The following is an 18,473-nucleotide window of genomic DNA, read 5'->3' as shown; positions in this document are numbered from 1 at the left end:
CCGCCACCGGAGAAAACGGTCAGCTGCGTCGGGCGCAATACACCGCGCGCGGCGGCAGCTGGAGTTCATTGCCCTGCACCGTGCCCGCTTCCGGTCCCGGCACCGCCACCTGCTGCCAGTTGCCCGGCGGCAGCGGATGGCTCACCGCCTCGGCCGACAGGTTGAAGGCCAGCAGGAGGGTTTCATCTGCAAGCATACGCTCGAACAGCAGCACTGGCTCGGCGCTTTCGATGAATCTGATGCTGCCATGCAATAGGGCCGGCTGGGTACGCCGCCAGGCCAGGAAGGCCCGGAAAGCCGCCAGGACCGAAAGTGGATCGCGCTCCTGAACGGCCACGGCCGCAGCCCGGTGCTCGGCCGGGATCGGCAGCCACGGCTGGCCGGTGGTGAAGCCGGCCAGCGGCGCATCGGTCCACGGCAGCGGGGTACGGCAGCCGTCACGGCCCTTGAAGTTCGGCCAGAAGGTGATGCCATACGGGTCCTGCAGGGCCTCGAACGGTACCTCGGCCTCGGCCAGGCCCAGCTCTTCACCCTGGTACAGGCAGACCGAGCCGCGCAGCGAGCACAGCATCGCCACCAGCATCCGCGCCAGCCGCGGATCGGCCGGATGGCCGCCCCAGCGGCTGACCGCCCGCTCCACGTCGTGATTCGAAACTGCCCAGCACGGCCAGCCTTCGGTCATCGCCGCTTCCAGCCGCGAGACCGTATCGCGGATGTAGGCCGCGCTGTAGTCGTCCACCAGCAGCTCGAAGCTGTAGCCCATGTGCAGGCGGCCATCGCGGGTGTACTCGGCCGTGGTGGCCAGCGAGTCCTCCGAAGAGATCTCGCCCAGGCTGACCGCCCCCGGGTACTCGTCCAGCAGCGCGCGCAGGCGCTCCAGGAACGGCAGGTTCTCCGGCTGGGTGTTGTTGTAGTAGTGGTACTGGTAGGCGTACGGGTTGTCCGGGCTGAAGCCGCGCCCCACCCGCTTGTCGGCGGGCTTGGCCGGGTTGTCACGCAGCTGTGCGTCGTGGAAGCAGAAGTTGATCGCATCCAGGCGGAAGCCATCCACGCCGCGGTCCAGCCAGAAGCGCACGTTGTCCAGGGTCGCCTGCTGCACCTCCGGGTGATGGAAGTTCAGGTCCGGCTGGTCGACCAGGAAGTTGTGCAGGTAGTACTGCTCGCGGCGCGGCTCCCACTGCCAGGCGCAGCCGCCGAACAGCGACAACCAGTTGTTGGGCGGGGTGCCGTCCTCACGCGGGTCGGCCCAGACGTACCAGTCCGCCTTCGGGTTGCTGCGGTCCTGGCGGCTCTCGCGGAACCAGGCATGCTCGATCGAGGTATGGCTCAACACCTGGTCGATCATCACCTTCAGGCCCAGGCCGTGGGCCTTGGCCAGCAGGCGGTCGAAGTCGTCCAGGCTGCCGAACAGCGGGTCGACATCGCGGTAGTCCGCGATGTCATAGCCGAAGTCGGCCATCGGCGACTTGAAGAACGGCGAGATCCAGATCGCATCCACGCCCAGCGCGGCGATGTGGTCCAGCCGCTCGATGATGCCAGGCAGGTCACCCACTCCGTCGCCGTTGGCGTCGAGGTAGCTGCGCGGGTAGATCTGGTAGATGACGGCTCCGCGCCACCATGGATAGTGCGACATCGACAGCCCCCCTCCGGGCATGCGGGACCCGCCGGCAGCGGGCCGAAATCCTGATCCGGCAAGCTTAGCGGTGGCCTCCCGGGCATGGCGCAACCTGCATACGTATTCACGCAGGCGGCCGCGCCGGCCAGGGTGGAAATGCCGCTCGGCCCGGTTTGCGCCCGAATTCACGGCCAGCGCCTATAATCGGCGGTGAGCCTGAAAGCCTGATCGCATGACCATCACCGAAGACACCCGTCCCGCCCTGGGCCTGCCCCAGATCCAGTCGCTTGCCGCGGCCGACATGGCCGCCGTCGACGCCCTGATCCGGCGCCGGCTGTCCTCGGACGTCGTGCTGATCAACCAGATCGCCGACCACATCATTTCCGCCGGCGGCAAACGCCTGCGCCCGATGCTGGTGATGCTGGCCGGCCATGCGGTCGGCCAGGCCGGCCCGGACCACCACCAGCTGGCGGCGATCATCGAGTTCATCCACACCTCCACCCTGCTGCACGACGACGTGGTGGACGAATCCAGCCTGCGCCGTGGCCGCAGCACCGCCAACGCGCTGTGGGGTAACGCGCCCAGCGTGCTGGTGGGTGACTTCCTGTACTCGCGCAGCTTCCAGCTGATGGTCGAGCTGGAGCGCATGTCGGTGATGCAGATCCTGGCCGATGCCACCAACCGCATCGCCGAGGGTGAAGTGCTGCAGCTGCTGCACGTGCACAACCCGGATACCGACGAAGCCGCCTACCTGCGCGTGATCGAGCGCAAAACCGCGGTGCTGTTCGCTGCCGGTACCCGCCTGGGCGCGCTGGCAAGCGGCGTGGATGAAGCCACCCAGCAGGCCCTGTTCGACTACGGCATGCACCTGGGCTACGCGTTCCAGATCGCCGACGACGTGCTGGACTACTCGGCCAACGCCGAGGAACTGGGCAAGAACCTGGGCGACGACCTCGCCGAGGGCAAGGCCACGCTGCCGCTGATCCACGCGATGGCCCACTCCGACGACGCCACCCGCGAGCGCCTGCGCACCATCGTGCAGGACGGCGATGCCTCGGCGATGCCGGAAGTACTGGCCGCGATCCGCGCCACCGGCGGCCTGGAGTACAGCCGCGCGCGTGCCGAGGAATATGCCGAAGCCGCCGAGCGCGCGCTCGATGGCCTGGCCGACAACGACGCCGTGGCCGCCCTGCGCGGCCTGGCCCGCTACGCGGTGCAGCGCTCGCATTGACCGCATCCGGTAGTGCCGGCCGCTGGCCGGCATTCCCGATGACATCCGCAGCATCATGAGGTTGCCGGCCAGCGGCCGACACTACCGCTGCACGGATCAACGTTTCTCGAAACGCTCCTCGAAGAACTCATCCAGCGCCTTCCACGCGCGCTTGGCCGCGCGCTCGTTGTACTGGCAGCCGGGCGGGCTGTTGGCATCGTGCTCGGCGAAGCAGTGCACCGCGCCGCTGTAGTTGGTGAATTCCCAATCAACCTTGGCCGCGTTCATTTCCTTCTGGAAACCGGCGATGTCCTCGGCGGTCACGCTCTTGTCGTCGGCGCCGTTGAGCACCAGCACCGACGGGTGCGTGCCACCGGCCTGTGCCGGCAGCGGCGAACCCAGCCCGCCGTGCAGGCTGACCACACCGGCCAGCGGCGCACCGGCACGAGCCAGCTCCAGCACCGTGGTGCCGCCGAAGCAGAAGCCCACCGCACCGATCCGGCTGGCATCAAGCGGCGCCTTGCCGGCCTGCGCCTTGAGCACATTCACCGCTTCCAGCGCGCGGGCACGCAGCAGCGGCCGATCGTTGCGCAGCTTGCTGGCCACCAGCCCGGCCTCGGCATCGGTCTTCGGCCGCACGCCCTTGCCGTAGACATCGGCCACCAGCACCACATAGTCATCGCCGGCCAGCTGCTTGGCCTTCTCGACTGCCGATTCGTTCACGCCCTTCCAGTTCGGCACCATCACCAGGCCCGGGCGCTTGTCATGCCCGCCGTCGTCATAGACCAGCACACCACTGAAGGTCGTGCCCTGGTGCTTCCATTCCACCGGCTGCGTCTTCATCGCCGCCCACGCCGGCATTGCCGCCAGCCCCAGCATCACCACCACACCGCATCGCCAACGATTCATGCGTCTGCTCCGCAAAAAAGGGGACGGAGGGGATTAAGCCGTATTCGCCCCTCCCGCGTCGCATTCTGCATTGGCGACGTGACGCAGGTGTGGTTGGATACGACTTAATCCCCTCCGTCCCCTTTTTTTGCATGAATCTTGTTGATCGCTTCCTGTCTGGCCTTGTTCCGCGTCTGCCTGCCGATGATGCCGCCCAGTGGGCCTGGATCCAGGGCGCCAGCGCCGAAGACCTGCAGCGCCTGCGTGCGCAGTGGCCGCAGGTGCCGGACAGCCTGATGGAATTGTTGTCGCGCGTGGATGGCACCCATTTCCGCGAGTATCCCGGCGGTGAGGTCTGCGTGCTGATGCTGGGTTCAGATGTGGGCGATTACCCGTACTACCTGCGCTCGGTCGCGCAGATCTTCGAGGACCAGCAGCAGTGGGACGACAGCATTCGTTCCATCTACGAAGAGTGGCTGGATGACGAGCCGGACATTCTCGGCGCCGGCATCGACGCCGATCTGCCGATGAACCGCCGACTGTGTTTCTCGCACTGCATGAACAACGGCGGCACGTCGATGCTGTACCTGGATTTCGACCCGGCACCGGGCGGCACGGTCGGCCAGGTGGTGCGCTACCTGCACGATCCAGACAGCTACGTAGTCATCGCGCCCAGCTTCGATGCGTACCTGCAGCAGCTGATTGACGGCGACTACGCGTTCATCGACGAGGAACAGTAGATCCACGCCATGCGTGGATGAATTTCTCCGGAGGTTGCCGGCCAGCGGCCGGCACTACCTTCAAACGATACCCAGCCCGGGAATCGCGCTGATGCTGTCCGGGTCAAACCCGGCCAGCTCGGCGAAATGACGGCCACGCGCCACGTAGTCACGGTAAGCGCCGAAGCTCGGCGCACCCGGCGACAGCAGCACCACCCCGCCCTGCGCGCCCAACGCGGCACGTCCCAGCGCCATCGCTTCGGGCAGGTCAGCGGCTGCATGCAGGCCGAAGCGGCCGGCATCAGCCAGCGGCTGCAGCATCGCGTGGATGCGCGGGCCGTTGCTGCCCATGGTCACGATCTCCACCGGCGGCACATCGTGCGCCATGTGCTGCATGAAATCGGTCCAGTCCAGGCCACGGTCATGCCCCCCCACCAGCAGCGCGATGCGCTGGCCGGCGAAGCACTCCAGCGCGGCCAGGCTGGCATGCGGCGTGGTGCTGATCGAATCGTTGACGTAGGTCAGGCCATCGGCCACGCCGATGCGCTGCAGGCGGTTGGGCAGCGGACGGAAGTCCTGCACCGCCGGCGCAAGCGCCGCGGCATCCAGCCCCAGCGCTTCCAGCGCGGCCAGCACCGCGCACAGGTTGCCACGGTTGTGGCGGCCCGGCAGCGGCGTGTTGCGGGTATCAAACACGGCCTGCTCACCGCGATGCACGATGTCGCCGCGCATGTGCCAGCCCTGCGGCTGGTTGAACCAGACCACTTCGCTGTCGGGCAGCGACAGCGCGGCCAGGTGCGGATCGGCGGCGTTGAGCACGGCGATGCGCGGTGCGGCTTCAGTCACCAGCCGCAGCTTGTCCTCGATATAACGCTGCTCGCTGCCGTGCCAGTCCAGGTGCTCCGGGAACAGGTTCAGCACCACCGCCACCTGCGGATGGGCGCCACTGCGCGCCACTTCGCCAGTCTGGTAGCTGGACAGTTCCACCGCCCAGTACTCGGGCGCGGGCTGCGGATCCAGTACTTCCAGCAACGGCAGGCCGATGTTGCCGACCAGGCCGGTGCGGTGGCCGGCCGCACGCAGCAGGTGCGCGACCAGCGCGGTGGTGGTGCTCTTGCCCTTGGTGCCGGTCACGCACACGGTGTCGTGCACGATGCCATCGGCACCCGCATGCTCGGCAAACCACAGTGCGGTGCCACCGATGAAGGTGGTGCCCTGCCCCGCCGCCGCCAGCGCGACCGGCTGGTAGGGGCTGATGCCGGGCGATTTGATCACGACGTCGAACGCGGCCAGCGCTTCAGCGGAAGGCTCGCCACGCACGTCCAGCACGCCCTGTGTTTCCGCACGCGCGGCCTCCACTTCGGCCGCCGGGCAGAACAGGCTCAGCGGCAGCGTGGGCAGGCGCTCGCGCAGCACCGCAAACGCGGCGCGGCCCTCACGGCCCCAGCCCCACAGCGCGACGCGCTTTCCTTCAAGCTTCGAAATCTTCACGCACCCGTTCCCACAGCGCAGCCGGAACGCGGTGCTCGCCCTGCAGCTGCAGCAGCGGTGCCAGTTCCAGTTCGGCGGCATCCAGCTGCGGCTGGATCTCATTGCAGAAGCGCTTCACCAGCACGTCTTCCTTCCACTCCGGGCGCTGCGCCAGGGTCGCCATCGCCGCGCGCGATTCACGGCCTTCGCCCACGCACTCGAACGGCTTGTGGTCCTGGAACTCCAGCAGCGCGTCGAAGCCGCCGGCCTGCTCGGCATCGTCCAGCAGGTTGCGGCCGAAGATGCGCACCAGGCGCGTCTTGGGCATGAACGGGGCCAGCGCCAGGAACACGAAATGGCACTTCGGGCAGACGCCGCACCAGCGGTTCACAGGACGCTCGCCGAGGATGTGGAAGTTGCGGTTGCAGCTGGAGAAGTGCGCGTCGTAGAAATCGGTCTTGGCGAACTGGCGGGCCACCGCCAGCTCGGACATCGGGCGCAGCAGCGAGTAGTACTGCAGGTCCGCCGCCACGTGCGTCTGCACATGGCTGCCGAACGCCTGCTCGAACGCCCAGCCCTTGGACCACTGGTGGTTCACTTCGCCGGTGCCCGGAATCTGGCTGCCGTAACTGGCCGAACGCTCATTGGAGAACACCACCTGGTCCACGCCCTGCAGCAGCGCGGCCAGCACCATGATCGCCGAGTTCACCGCGGTGACCGGGATATGGCCGTTCCAGGCGCCCTGGCGGTTGAGCTCGAACAGTTCCGGCGCCAGCGCGCGACCCAGGTTCAGCGTCGGCAGGCCGGTACGCTCGGCACAGGCGCGGATCAGCTGTGAGCCACCGATCCAGGTCACCGTCTCGTCCACGCCGGCACGGCGCAGCGCTTCGATGCTGACCAGCGAATCCTTGCCGCCACCGATGGCCACCAGCGCGTGCGGCTGCAGGCCCAGCACCGGCGCCTGCACCGCGTCGCCCTGCACCGGCAGGCGGAAGCGCCCGCGCAGGTTCAGGCCGTTGCGGTACGCAAACTCACCCAGGCCGTTGAGGTAGACCGTCTCCACCAGCGCAGCGGTATCGGCATCGATGGCATAGCTGTCGATGCTGACCGTCTCCGGCACGCCCGCCTTGTAGTAGCTGACACCGGCGATCAGGTGCAGCAGCTGCAGCGCGCGCTGCACGGCGGCGCTACGCGCTTCGTCGAGCACGAACGGGGCGCCCGGCACGGTGATGGTTTCCACCATCTCCGGGCCGTCATCAAAGGCGTAAACCAGCCTGGCCACGCCGGTATCCGCGGCGAATTCGCAGCGGACGAAGCGGAAGCGGGAAACCTGGTGTTTGTCGAAAGCAGTCATGGTGTATCCGGTCAGGCACGGGCCCGCGCGATGGCGCGGGGCGTGTCGGTGGGCGGGTGCAGGGCGCGCGCGGTGGTCATTCGATCACGTCTTCGCGCGGCAGCATCCGCTGGTTGTAGGTATTGGCCATCGAATAGCCGTAGGCGCCGGCGTCGGCGATCAGCATCACATCGTCCGGCGCGGTCGACACCGGCAGCTTGCGGCGCTTGCCGAACACATCGCTGGATTCGCAGATCGGGCCGACCACGTCGAACGCGGCTTCGGCATAGCCGCCCTGGCGGCTGAGATTCTCGATGTCGTGCCAGGCGTCGTACAGGGCCGGCCGCATCAGTGCGTTCATGCCAGCATCCAGGCCAACACGGCGCACGCCATCCTTCTCCACCACTTGGGTGACATGGGTCAGCAGCACGCCGGACTCGGCCACCAGGTAGCGGCCCGGCTCGATCGCCAGCCGGAACGCCGGATGCAGCGCCTTGACCTCGGCCAGGCCCTCGGCCCAGGCGTCCAGGTCGAACGGCTCGTCTTCGTCGCTGTACGGAATCGGCAGGCCACCGCCAATATCGATGGTGTGCACGCTGCCGATGCGGCGGGCGAAGCCGGCCAGCTCATCGCACATCAGGCGCCAGTGCTGCGCGGTTTCCACGCCGCTGCCCAGGTGCGCATGCAGGCCGACCACGCGGCTGCCCAGATCGGTGGCCGCGCGCACGAACTCATCGACGCGGGCGATCGGCAGGCCGAACTTGGAGTCCTTGCCGCCGGTACGGACCTTGGCATGGTGGCCTTCGCCACGGCCCAGATCCACGCGCAGCCACAGCTCGCGGTTGCGGAACAGGTCCGGCCAACGCTGCAGTGCTTCGACATTGTCGACGGTAACGGTCACGCCCAGCGCGAACGCGGCTTCGTACTCGCTGCGCGGGCAGAAGCTGGGGGTGAACAGCACGCGCTTGGGCGACAGTTCCGGCAGGTGCTGGAACACATGCTTCAGCTCGCCGTGCGAGACGCACTCCAGGCCGAAGCCCTCGGCTTCCAGCAGCTGCAGGATGGCCGGGTGGCTGTTGGCCTTGATCGCGTAGTAACGCTGATCGATCGGCTTGATCGCTGCCAGCGCGCGGGCACGGGCGCGCACGGTCGGCAGGTGGTAGACGTAGCGCGGCGTACCGGCGTCGGCCAGCTGCAGCAGGTGCGCACGCTGGCCCCGCCACCACGGCGTGCCACGCGGGCGCACGGTGCCGGCGATCTCGCGCCAGCGCGGGCCGAACACTTCGGTTTCTTCCACCGGCATCGCACCGCTGTCGATCAGCTCGGCGTGCAGGATCGGCAGCAGGCCATCGGCATCGGCTTCGTCGATGACGAAGGTCAGGTTCAGGTCGTTGGACGACTGCGAGATCATGTGCACGCGCTCGCGGCCGAAGGTGGCCCACACGTCCGACAGCTTGTGCAGCAGCGAACGCATGCCACGGCCAACCAGGGTGATCGCCGCGCACGGCACGATCACCTTCACCTTGCAGATCTGCGACAGGTCGGCCGACAGCGCGGCCAGCACATCGGTGTTGACCAGGTTCTCGGACGGATCCAGCGACACGGTGACGTTGGTTTCGGCCGAACCGATCAGGTCGACCGACAGGCCATGCTTCTTGAACAGGTTGAACACATCGGCCAGGAAGCCGACCTGCTGCCACATGCCGATGCCTTCCATCGACACCAGCACGATGCCGTTGCGGCGGCTGATCGCCTTTACGCCCGGTACCGGTGCAGCACTGCCGTCGATGCTGGTGCCCGGCAGTTCCGGGCGCTCGGTATCGAGGATGGCCATCGGCACGCCGGCATCGCGGCACGGCTTGATCGAGCGCGGGTGCAGCACCTTGGCGCCGGTGGTGGCGATTTCCTGCGCCTCGTAATAGTCCAGGCGGGTCAGCAGGCGCGCGTCCGGCACATCCTTCGGGTTGGCACTGAACATGCCCGGCACGTCGGTCCAGATCTCCACGCGGCTGGCGCCGAGCAGCGCGCCGAAGTACGCCGCCGAGGTATCCGAGCCACCACGGCCGAGGATGGCGGTACCGCCATCGGCATGCCGCGAGATGAAACCCTGGGTGATCAGCAGGCGGGTCGGCTGCGCGCGGAAGCGCTGCATCCACTCCGCATCGGCACGCCACTGGCAGTTCACCGACAGGCGCTGCGACCAGTCGCTCTGGTTCGGCTGCGGCGGCATCGCGTCCAGCCACTGGCGGGCATCCATCCAGCCCATGTCCAGGCCCGAAGCGTGCAGATAGGCCGCGCCCAGCGTGGACGACAACAGCTCGCCCTGGCCCAGCACTTCGGCCTGCCACTGCAGCGGACGGGTGGCCGCACGCGGGTCGTCGAGCAGGCCCTGCAGCGCCGCCAGGCGCTCGGCCAGTACTTCGCGGCCCAGGCCCAGTTCGACCAGGAAGCCTTCATGGCGTTCGACCAGCGCGGCCACGCGATCACGGCTGTCCGGCGCGCCATCGGCGATCGCGGTCAGTTCGTTGGTGACCCCGGACAGCGCCGACACCACCACCAGCACGCGCGAGCCGGTCTCTTCCGCGCGTTTTTTCGCCAGCTTCCCGATCGTGTCCCAGCGGTGACGACGCGACACCGAAGTGCCGCCGAACTTCAGTACGATCCAACGATCGACAAGGGGGGAAGCTGACATGGATTGGCTATGTAGAATGTGGGGAAGCCGCCCCTGGGGGCGGAACCTTTGATTCTAAGCGCAATATCCCCGTAGATGGCCGTCCTTCGTTACCTGCAGCTCGATGTCTTCGCCCCCCGCCCCGGCACCGGCAATCCGCTGGGCGCCCTCTTGGATGCCGACGACCTCTCCGGCGAGCAGATGCAGGCCCTGGCCGCCTGGCTGAACCTGTCCGAGACGGTGTTCTTCCTGCGCTCCAGCGCGCCCGGCGCCGATTACCACATCCGCATTTTCACCCCGACCCGCGAGCTGGCCTTCGCCGGCCACCCCAGTGTCGGCGCGGCCTGGGCGGCGGTGAGCTGCGGCCTGGCCCAGCCTCGCGACGGCGCCCTGCTGCAGCAGTGCGCGGCGGGGTTGCTGCCGGTGCGGGTGAGCGGCCCAGCCGAGGCGCTGGAGATCCAGCTGGCCAGCCCAGCGGCGCGGCAACTGGACACAGCCGCGGACGGAGCGCCCGAAGCGCTGCTGGCCCTCGCCGCCAACGGGCACGTGCCCGAACTCTGGGACAACGGCGCACGCTGGTGGCTGCTGCCGATGCGCGACGCCGCCGCCGTGCGCAACCTGGCGCCGGACATGGCCGCGCTGGCCGACTGGAGCCTTGCCACCGATGCCACCGGCGTGGCCGTATTCGCCGACGAGGCCGGCAGCGACCACACGCGTGTGGTGCGCGCCTTCTGCCCCGCCGATGCGGCCAGCGTGCCGGAAGATCCGGTCACCGGCAGCGCCAATGCCCTGATCGGTGCCTGGCTGCGGCAGCGCAACGCCCTGCCCGGCCGCGAGGGCCACTACGTGGCCAGCCAGGGCCGCGAAGTCGGCCGCGATGGCCGCGTGCAGGTGCAGGTCGACGCGCAGGGCACGGTCTGGATCGGCGGCCAGGTGCAGCCGGTCATCGACGGCCACATCCGCTGGTAGCGCACGAAACAAAGGGGACGGAGGGAATTAAGTCGCTTATGGCACATGGGGCACAAGCGACCTAGTTCCCTCCGTCCCCTTTTTTGTGCCCCGCGCTACGCTATGCCGCCTGTTTACTGGAGTCCTGCCTGATGTCCACCCGCCGTTTCCTGCAGCTGGATGTGTTCTCCCCGCGCGCCGGCGCTGGCAATCCGCTGGCCGTGGTGCTTGATGCCGAAGGCCTGGACGATGCCAGCATGCAGGCCATTGCGCGCTGGACGCGCCTGCCCGAGACCACCTTCGTGTTCCCGCCGCAGGTCGCAGGCGCCAGCTACCGGCTGCGCATGTTCAGTCCGCAGAAGGAAGTTCCGTTCGCCGGCCATCCCAGCGTCGGTACCGCACATGCGGTGCTGCAGGCGGGCCTGGCCGCGCCGGTCGATGGCGTGCTGGTGCAGGATGGCATTGCAGGTGCGCTGCCGCTGCGCGTCAGCGGTGAGGGCGCGCAGCGGCGTATCGCCATCCGCACCCCGCGCGCGCAGCTGGCCGAGACCGTCGAGGCCACCGATCCTCGCCTGCAGGCCGTACTGAAGGGCTGGCCGCTGGGCTCGCTGCCGCCGTCACGCATGCAGGGCGGGCGCAGCTGGTGGGTGGTGCAGGTGGCCGATGAAGCGGCACTGCGCGCCCTGCACCCGGACTGGGACGCGGTCGCGGCTCTGGCCGAATCCACCGACAGCATGGGCGTGTTTGCCTACGCCTTCAGCGATGGCAGCGAGGGCTTCGATCTGGCGGTGCGCGCCTTTGTCGGCAATGGCCGCCGCTTCGAGGACGCCGCCTCCGGTGCTGCCAATGCGGTGCTGGCCGCATGGCTGGACCTGCGCGACGCCCTGCCCCGAGGCCGTGCACCGTTCGAAGTCAGCCAGGGCCGCGAAGTCGGCCACGACGCGCGCCTGACCCTGCGGGTCGATGAAGACGGCGAGGTCTGGTCGGGCGGCCAGGTGCAGACGGTGATCAGCGGCACCATCGATTGGTGATTGCTGCTGGAGGGTAGAGCCGAAGGCAGCGGCAGGAGCCGCTGCCAACGTCGCGCGCGACGGCCGAGGGGGGGCGGTCAGGAAGGCCGCGATAACGCTGGCTGGCTGCCACCTGGACACTGGCATCATGCGGTTGCCGGCCAGCGGCCGGCACTACCGTGACCATCCCGGCCCGCGATTTCTCAGCCCAGTTCGGCTTCCAGGCTGATCGGCACCGCGCTCAGCGCCTTGGAGACCGGGCAGTTCTGCTTGGCGTCATCGGCAATGGCACGGAACTGTGCGGCGTCGATGCCCGGCACCACGGCCTTCACCTTCAGCCGGATCTGCGACAGCTGCGGGCCGCCCTCCAGGGACAGATCGACCTTGGCCTCGGTATCCAGCGAGGTCGGGGTGAAGCCGGCCTCACCAAGCTTGGCCGACAGCGCCATGGTGAAACAGCCGGCGTGCGCGGCAGCGATCAGCTCCTCCGGATTGGTGCCTTTCTCGTCGCCGAAGCGGCTGTTGAATCCGTAGCGGGTCTTGTCCAGCAGCCCGCTCTGCGGCGTGCTCAACTGTCCCTTGCCCGACTTCAGATCGCCTTCCCAGTGCGCGGTGGCGTGTCGCGAGATTCCCATGTGCTGCTCCTGCGTGGCGGTGATGAAGGGTCACCCTCGCACGGGACGCGTTAGCCCTGCGTCGCTCCGCCGCATGCCGCGCGTCCGCCGGAAACCGGACAACTGGTCACTTCTTCGCCAGGCCGGCACGCATTTTCCCCTTGTTTTCAGTGGTTTCGCGCATTCCACCGATGGGCCGGCGCCGGCCATCGCGTGCGCTGCCACACCCCCTTTCCCCACTACCGGCCATGTACTGAATCGGCCTGGATATGAAAAAACATGCACTTTCCGCGCTTCGGGCTATTGGCGGCGCCCGAGAGTTGCCCTACATTGCGCTTGCCGACGGGGTTCGGCGCCGACCAAACAACCAACCGTTCACGGAACAGGAAACCATGGCAAAGACCGCTAAGAAGGCTGCCCCGAAGAAGGCAGTGAAGAAAGTCGCGACGAAGGCAGCCGCCAAGCCGGCCGCTCCGAAGCCGATCAAGGAAGTGCTGACCAAGTCCGGCCTGGTTGCACACATCGCTGAAGCCTCCGGCGTCATCGCCAAGGACGTCCGCGCTGTGCTGGCCTCGCTGGAAAGCGCCGTCGCCTCCTCGGTGCACAAGAAGGGCGCTGGCTCGTTCACCCTGCCGGGCCTGCTGAAGATCACCACCGTCAATGTGCCGGCCAAGCCGAAGCGCAAGGGCATCAACCCGTTCACCAAGGAAGAGCAGTGGTTCGCTGCCAAGCCGGCCACCACCAAGCTGAAGGTGCGTCCGCTGAAGAAGCTGAAGGACGCCGCGCTGTAAGCGCGCGCCCCAACGCGGATTCCGACGGGACGGCTCTGGCCGTCCCGTTTTTTTGTACGGACCACACCCCCGCAACACAGCGTTGCCGCAGCTCCGGATATCCCCGTACAGGCCCGCCGCCATTGGCTGCCGGCGCTCCGCAAAGGGCGCGGAACGTACCGGGTGGAACACTGCGTGCAGCGCCGGCCGTCGCCGCAGGCCGTGGCCTTGCCTATGGTGGGCACATCCTCCACAGCTACGGCGAGCACACCCTCATGGCCAGCCCCTCCACCCGCTACCGGATCTCGGTGACCCCGATTGAAAAGGACGGGCTGCAGTGCACCGGGCGCTGCACCATCGAACTGGAACACCGCGCCAGCCGCGACCTGATGCGCCTGCTGGAGGCGGCCCCGCGTACCGCCGGCATCAGTGGCGACGAGCGGGCGACCCTGGTGATCGCCGCCCAGCTGCTGCGCGACATCGTGCAGCGCCACGCCGAGACCGACGGCCACGCACTGGCCGCCATCGCCGTCCAGGTGCTGCCTGCACTGGACGCGCTGGAGCAGCTGCCCTCCTCCCGCTGACACCGGCGCAACCGCTACACTGCCGCCCTCCAGATTGCCTCGGGGAGGAGGCAGGCATGCGCAGGATCCTGTTCCTGATCGCACCACTGGTGCTGCTGGGCTGTTCGCGTCCGGCGGCACAGACGACTGAGGGTATCGCGGCAGCGTCCGCTCCCGTCGCCGCCACCGCAGCAGCGGACACCGGCACCGGCCCCGATCCCGCAGCACTGCAGGCGAGCGACGTGCCGCTGCTGTCCGCCGTCGCCGACGATGCCGAGCCACCCTCGACGATGCTCAACCGCTACGTGGCGGCACTGCTCAACCACGACCGCGCCGCCAGCGACGCCGCCTGGGCGATCCCGCCCGGCGACCCACGGCATGCCGACGACGCCGCGCTGCGGCAGCTGCAGGACCTGCGCACCCTGCGCCTGCACAGCGATACCCCGATCGCCCGCGACGAGCGGCAGCCACCGCAGCTGCTTGAGGTGCCGGTGCAGATCCGCGCAGTCACCGCCAACGGCACGTTCCGCTTCGGCGGCTGGTACCGCGTGCAGCCCAGCAGCAATGGCAGCGCCTGGCAGATCCAGTCGGCACAACTGCGTCCAACGCTGGACTGAACCGTTGCAGCGGCATGCACGCGCGATTCAGCCTGCGCGGCTACTCTTTGATCCATCCATTTGCTTCCCACCGGTCACCGCCATGCGCCTGCGTTCCCTGATGACCCGCCTCGCGGCCTCCACCGTGCTGATCGCCGCTGCGATCGGTGCACAGGCGGCTCCCTCCATCTCCGGCCGCGAACTGTCGGTGGGGGCCAGCGACGTGCAGCAGTACCTCGATGGCAGCTTCCCGCGCACCCAGGACGCCCTTGGCGGCCTGATCGCCCTGACCATGAGCCATCCGCAGCTGAGCCTTCCGGCCGGCGAACGCTTGAACCTGGGCATGGACGTCGCGCTGGCCACCGCCGGCGGCAACCCGGCCAGACTGGGCACGGTGAAGCTCAGCAGCGGCCTCCGCTACGACGCGCAGACCCAGGGCTTCCACCTGCAGCAGCCGAGCGTGGATGACTTCACCCCGGCCAACCAGGGCGGCCGCCTCGACTCACGCACCCGTGGCCTGCTCAACGCATGGCTGAGCGACTACGCCCAGCGCGAACCGATCTACAAGCTGGACCCGGCCGTGGCCGGGGTGCTCGGCGCCCTGCAGGTGCAGTCGGCACAGGTGAAGAACGGCAAGCTGGTGGTCACCTTCAACCAGAACCTGGGCAACCTGGTGCCGGCAGGCGTGCTGGGCAAATAAGGTAGTGCCGGCCGCTGGCCGGCACTATCGGCAGAACATCACGCGGCCAGTGCTTTGACCACCGCCTCACTGAAGGCTGGGATGTCGTCCGGCTTGCGGCTGGTAATCAGGTTGCCATCGACCACGACCTCGGTGTCGCGCCATTTGCCACCTGCGTTGGACAGATCCTGCTGCAGGGACGGCCAGGACGTGACCTCGCGTCCCTCAGCCAGGCCGCTGTTGATCAGCAGCCACGGGCCATGACAGATCGCCGCCACAGGCTTGCCGGCTTCATCCACTGAACGGATGAAGGCCAGTACGGCATCATCGGTGCGCAGCGTGTCCGGATTGATGACCCCTCCGGGTAGAACCACGGCATCGAAGCGTGCAGGATCCGCCTCATCCAACGGAATATCCACCGCGACGGCGTCGCCCCAGTTCTTCTCCTTCCAACCCTTGATCGTCGCTTCCTTTGCGGGCGAGACCACGCTGACGCGCGCCCCCTCCGCTTCCAGCAAACGCTTGGGCTCGGTCAGCTCGGACTGTTCGAAGCCGTGGGTGGCAAGGATGGCAATCTGCTTGCCCTTCAATCGCTCTGCCATGGATGCACTCCGGTTTGGGGGAGCCCACAGAATGGAAGCCCCCCCCTTGCGCGGCGGTGACCCTGTCGTGCACGGCAGGTGGAGAGCCTCCACGTAGTGCCGGCCAGCGGCCGGCACTACCCGCTGCGGGTCAGCGCTTGGGCTGCAGCATCGTGCCGGTGCACTTGGGCGAGCCGCAACGGCACTCCCAGATCTTCTTCAGCTTGGCCGTGTGGCGCTCGGCCAGGGTGATGCCGTAGTTGTAGGTCAGCTCCTCGCCGGCCTTGATATCGCGCAGTGCCTCGATGAACACCTTGTCGCCCCGGCTGTCGCCGTCCTCGTCTTCCTCGATCACCGCCTCGCAGTTCGGGTCGCAGCTGTGGTTGATCCAGCGCGCGTCGTTGCCCTTGTAGTTGGCATCGATCACCCAGTCATCGTTGAGGGTGAACAGGAAGGTATGGCCGCTTTCGACGTCGCCGCTGTCATCGGCATCGACATCGCCGTGGCTGCGCAGCAGGCCCTTGTACTGGATCACGCGCTCGCCCTGCTCGATCGGGGCCACGGCGAACACGCCGTTGCCATGGATGGCGGACTTGCGGGCTTGGATCTTCTTCGGCATCGGCACGGGCTGTTTGCAGCGGATGGAACGGGGATTCTCGCCCATTCCGGGTGATTGCGAAAATCATCCCGTTGGCGCAGCATTGCGCCCTGGCAACGGCCCCGGTGTGTCGTCCCGGCCCGGCCCCAGCGCCGGCTGAATGCCCGGGTTGGATGGCGGCGAATAAAAGCGTACAATTTCAGTCCGCTTTAAGAACCACTCGCATCCCCATGTTGCGCGTCACCAAACTCACCGATTACGCCACCGTCGTGCTGACCGTGCTCGCCGCCCGTCCGGGCGAAGTGCTGAGCGCGACAGAGCTGGCCGAATTCACCGGTCTGGAGCCGCCCACCGTCAGCAAGGTGCTCAAGCCGCTGGCCCAGGCCGGCCTGGTCGAAGGCCTGCGCGGCGTCCGTGGCGGCTACCGGCTGACCCGCCCGGCCATCGAGATCTCGCTGTTCGAAGTGGTCGAAGCGATGGAAGGGCCACTGGCCCTGACCGAATGCAGCCACGACCACCATCAGTGCGGCATGGCGCCCAAGTGCGGCGCGCGCAGCAGCTGGCGGCTGATCAACGACGTGGTCTCCGAGGCCCTGCGCGATGTCACCCTCGCCCAGATCCTGCCCCCTCTCCCCCTTGCCGATGACGAACAGCGCCGCACCATCGCTGTCGACGTCGTCTCCTGATCCGTAGGCAGCCCCCCATGGCCACCGAAACCATCGAAAACGTCGCCCACGACGACACCCCCAACCGCGAGATCCACGAGCAGCTCGGCCGCAAGTATTCGGCCGGCTTCATCACCGAGATCGAATCGGACTCCCTGCCGCCGGGCCTGGACGAGGACACCATCCGTGCCCTGTCGGCCAAGAAGGAAGAGCCGGAGTGGATGACGCAGTGGCGCCTGGATGCCTACCGCCACTTCCTGACCATGCCGATGCCCGACTGGGCCAAGCTGGAGATCGCCCCGATCGACCTGCAGGCGCTCAGCTACTACTCCGCGCCGAAGGGCCCGAAGTACGCCTCGCTGGATGACGTGCCGAAGGAACTGCTCGACACCTACGACAAGCTGGGCGTGCCGCTGCACGAGCGCGCCAAGCTGGCCGGCGTGGCGGTGGATGCGGTGTTCGACTCGGTGTCCGTGGGCACCACCTTCCGCAAGGAACTGGCCGAGAAGGGCGTGATCTTCTGCTCGATGTCCGAGGCCATCAAGGAACACCCGGAGCTGGTCCGCCAGTACCTGGGCACCGTGGTGCCGGTCGGCGACAACTACTTCGCCGCGCTCAACTCGGCGGTGTTCTCCGATGGCAGCTTCGTGTTCATTCCCAAGGGCGTGCGCTGCCCGATGGAACTGAGCACCTATTTCCGCATCAACGCCGGCCACACCGGCCAGTTCGAGCGCACCCTGATCGTGTGCGAGGACAAGGCCTACGTCTCCTACCTGGAAGGCTGCACCGCGCCGATGCGCGATGAGAACCAGCTGCACGCCGCGGTGGTCGAGCTGGTCGCGCTGGAAGATGCGGAGATCAAGTACTCCACGGTGCAGAACTGGTATCCGGGCGACGAGAACGGCGTCGGCGGCATCTACAACTTCGTCACCAAGCGTGCCGAATGCCGTGGCGCGCGCAGCAAGGTCACCTGGACCCAGGTCGAGACCGGCTCGGCGATCACCTGGAAGTACCCCTCCTGCGTGCTGCTGGGCGACGACTCGGTGGGTGAATTCCACTCCGTCGCGCTGACCCATCACCGCCAGCAGGCCGACACCGGCACCAAGATGATCCACGTCGGCAAGCGCACCAAGAGCAAGATCGTCAGCAAGGGCATCAGCGCCGGCCGCGGCCAGAACACCTACCGCGGCCTAGTCAAGGTCGACCGCAACGCCGACGGCGCGCGCAACTACACCCAGTGCGATTCGCTGCTGATCGGCAAGCAGTGCGGCGCGCACACCTTCCCCTACATCGAGGTGAAGAACCCGGGCGCCACCGTCGAGCACGAGGCAACCACCTCCAAGATCTCCGATGACCAGCTGTTCTACTGCCGCGCCCGTGGCATCAGCCAGGAAGACGCGGTGTCGCTGATCGTCGACGGCTTCTGCAAGCAGGTGTTCCGCGAACTGCCGATGGAGTTCGCGGTGGAAGCCAAGAAGCTGCTGGAAGTCTCGCTGGAAGGTTCGGTGGGCTGACCGCCCGCCCCTGCCCCTCGCAAACGCAT

The 18,473-nt window shown here is 67.6% G+C and carries 18 protein-coding genes; 10 read left to right on the top strand and 8 right to left on the bottom strand.

Translation table 11 applies throughout. The features are described 5' to 3' along the window. Positions 1 to 19 precede the first annotated feature (19 nt). The gene (locus ACUZUJ_RS05385) at positions 20 to 1,633 is read right to left on the bottom strand and encodes an alpha-glucosidase family protein (protein WP_458220353.1); all 1,614 of its coding nucleotides are present in this window, start codon (positions 1,631 to 1,633) and stop codon (positions 20 to 22) included. 214 nt (positions 1,634 to 1,847) lie between these two features. On the opposite strand from ACUZUJ_RS05385, the gene ACUZUJ_RS05380 reads away from it, so the two are divergent. Further along, positions 1,848 to 2,846 (top strand): polyprenyl synthetase family protein, encoded by a 999-nt coding sequence (locus ACUZUJ_RS05380; RefSeq protein ID WP_049443874.1) that lies wholly within the window; start codon positions 1,848 to 1,850, stop codon positions 2,844 to 2,846. 96 nt (positions 2,847 to 2,942) lie between these two features. Here the strand turns inward: ACUZUJ_RS05380 and ACUZUJ_RS05375 are convergent, their stop codons facing one another. Then, complete coding sequence (locus tag ACUZUJ_RS05375; protein ID WP_458220352.1) at positions 2,943 to 3,734, bottom strand: dienelactone hydrolase family protein; 792 nt, start codon at positions 3,732 to 3,734, stop codon at positions 2,943 to 2,945. A gap of 131 nt (positions 3,735 to 3,865) precedes the next feature. Here ACUZUJ_RS05375 and ACUZUJ_RS05370 point away from each other — a divergent pair, with 131 nt between their 5' ends. Next, complete coding sequence (locus ACUZUJ_RS05370; protein WP_049443878.1) at positions 3,866 to 4,453, top strand: SMI1/KNR4 family protein; 588 nt, start codon at positions 3,866 to 3,868, stop codon at positions 4,451 to 4,453. A 60-nt stretch (positions 4,454 to 4,513) separates the two neighbouring features. Here the strand turns inward: ACUZUJ_RS05370 and murD are convergent, their stop codons facing one another. The 3 genes from murD to ACUZUJ_RS05355 all read right to left on the bottom strand — a co-directional run bounded on the left by murD (position 4,514) and on the right by ACUZUJ_RS05355 (position 9,927). Next, complete coding sequence (murD, locus tag ACUZUJ_RS05365) at positions 4,514 to 5,923, bottom strand: UDP-N-acetylmuramoyl-L-alanine--D-glutamate ligase (protein WP_119007182.1); 1,410 nt, start codon at positions 5,921 to 5,923, stop codon at positions 4,514 to 4,516. After that, on the bottom strand, positions 5,904 to 7,256 hold the full coding sequence (gene murL, locus ACUZUJ_RS05360) for a UDP-N-acetyl-alpha-D-muramoyl-L-alanyl-L-glutamate epimerase (protein ID WP_049447216.1): 1,353 nt from the start codon (positions 7,254 to 7,256) through the stop codon (positions 5,904 to 5,906). The genes murD and murL overlap by 20 nt, the downstream gene beginning before the upstream one ends. A 76-nt stretch (positions 7,257 to 7,332) precedes the next feature. Further along, positions 7,333 to 9,927 (bottom strand): bifunctional aspartate kinase/diaminopimelate decarboxylase, encoded by a 2,595-nt coding sequence (locus tag ACUZUJ_RS05355; protein WP_049447218.1) that lies wholly within the window; start codon positions 9,925 to 9,927, stop codon positions 7,333 to 7,335. A 75-nt stretch (positions 9,928 to 10,002) separates the two neighbouring features. On the opposite strand from ACUZUJ_RS05355, the gene ACUZUJ_RS05350 reads away from it, so the two are divergent. Both ACUZUJ_RS05350 and ACUZUJ_RS05345 read left to right on the top strand, forming a co-directional pair. Then, positions 10,003 to 10,875: a PhzF family protein gene (locus ACUZUJ_RS05350; protein ID WP_049447220.1), complete on the top strand. Its 873-nt coding sequence runs from the start codon at positions 10,003 to 10,005 to the stop codon at positions 10,873 to 10,875. Positions 10,876 to 11,006: 131 nt separating this feature from the next. Continuing rightward, positions 11,007 to 11,885 (top strand): PhzF family protein, encoded by an 879-nt coding sequence (locus ACUZUJ_RS05345; RefSeq protein ID WP_458220351.1) that lies wholly within the window; start codon positions 11,007 to 11,009, stop codon positions 11,883 to 11,885. 182 nt (positions 11,886 to 12,067) lie between these two features. On the opposite strand, the gene ACUZUJ_RS05340 is transcribed toward ACUZUJ_RS05345, so the two are convergent. Further along, a complete protein-coding gene (locus tag ACUZUJ_RS05340; protein ID WP_014646276.1) occupies positions 12,068 to 12,499 on the bottom strand; it encodes an OsmC family protein in 432 nt (143 codons plus the stop codon). Between the two features lie 371 nt (positions 12,500 to 12,870). Here ACUZUJ_RS05340 and ACUZUJ_RS05335 point away from each other — a divergent pair, with 371 nt between their 5' ends. The 4 genes from ACUZUJ_RS05335 (at position 12,871) to ACUZUJ_RS05320 (ending at position 15,107) form a co-directional block, all read left to right on the top strand. Further along, positions 12,871 to 13,269 carry an HU family DNA-binding protein gene (locus tag ACUZUJ_RS05335; protein WP_010483539.1) on the top strand — a complete coding sequence of 133 codons (399 nt, stop codon included), beginning with the start codon at positions 12,871 to 12,873 and terminating at the stop codon, positions 13,267 to 13,269. 254 nt (positions 13,270 to 13,523) lie between these two features. Beyond that, the gene (locus ACUZUJ_RS05330) at positions 13,524 to 13,832 is read left to right on the top strand and encodes a DUF3861 family protein (protein WP_049447224.1); all 309 of its coding nucleotides are present in this window, start codon (positions 13,524 to 13,526) and stop codon (positions 13,830 to 13,832) included. Positions 13,833 to 13,888: 56 nt separating this feature from the next. After that, positions 13,889 to 14,428: a hypothetical protein gene (locus ACUZUJ_RS05325; RefSeq protein ID WP_049447226.1), complete on the top strand. Its 540-nt coding sequence runs from the start codon at positions 13,889 to 13,891 to the stop codon at positions 14,426 to 14,428. An 82-nt stretch (positions 14,429 to 14,510) separates the two neighbouring features. After that, positions 14,511 to 15,107: a YceB family lipoprotein gene (locus ACUZUJ_RS05320; RefSeq protein ID WP_014036282.1), complete on the top strand. Its 597-nt coding sequence runs from the start codon at positions 14,511 to 14,513 to the stop codon at positions 15,105 to 15,107. Positions 15,108 to 15,145: 38 nt separating this feature from the next. Here ACUZUJ_RS05320 and ACUZUJ_RS05315 read toward each other — a convergent pair whose 3' ends face one another. Then, entirely contained in the window at positions 15,146 to 15,688 is a 543-nt protein-coding gene (locus ACUZUJ_RS05315; protein WP_014036281.1) for a type 1 glutamine amidotransferase domain-containing protein, read from the bottom strand. A 130-nt stretch (positions 15,689 to 15,818) separates the two neighbouring features. After that, complete coding sequence (locus ACUZUJ_RS05310) at positions 15,819 to 16,286, bottom strand: SET domain-containing protein (protein WP_049447248.1); 468 nt, start codon at positions 16,284 to 16,286, stop codon at positions 15,819 to 15,821. Between the two features lie 209 nt (positions 16,287 to 16,495). Between ACUZUJ_RS05310 and ACUZUJ_RS05305 the strand changes: the two genes are divergently transcribed. Together ACUZUJ_RS05305 and sufB are read left to right on the top strand one after the other, a co-directional pair. Further along, positions 16,496 to 16,951 carry an SUF system Fe-S cluster assembly regulator gene (locus tag ACUZUJ_RS05305; protein WP_005408436.1) on the top strand — a complete coding sequence of 152 codons (456 nt, stop codon included), beginning with the start codon at positions 16,496 to 16,498 and terminating at the stop codon, positions 16,949 to 16,951. A gap of 17 nt (positions 16,952 to 16,968) precedes the next feature. Continuing rightward, on the top strand, positions 16,969 to 18,444 hold the full coding sequence (gene sufB / locus ACUZUJ_RS05300) for a Fe-S cluster assembly protein SufB (RefSeq protein ID WP_049447231.1): 1,476 nt from the start codon (positions 16,969 to 16,971) through the stop codon (positions 18,442 to 18,444). The last annotated feature ends 29 nt before the right edge of the window (positions 18,445 to 18,473 follow it).

It is taken from the genome of Stenotrophomonas sp. S4, assembly GCF_054187805.2.
This window is presented reverse-complemented; position numbering and strand designations above follow the sequence as displayed.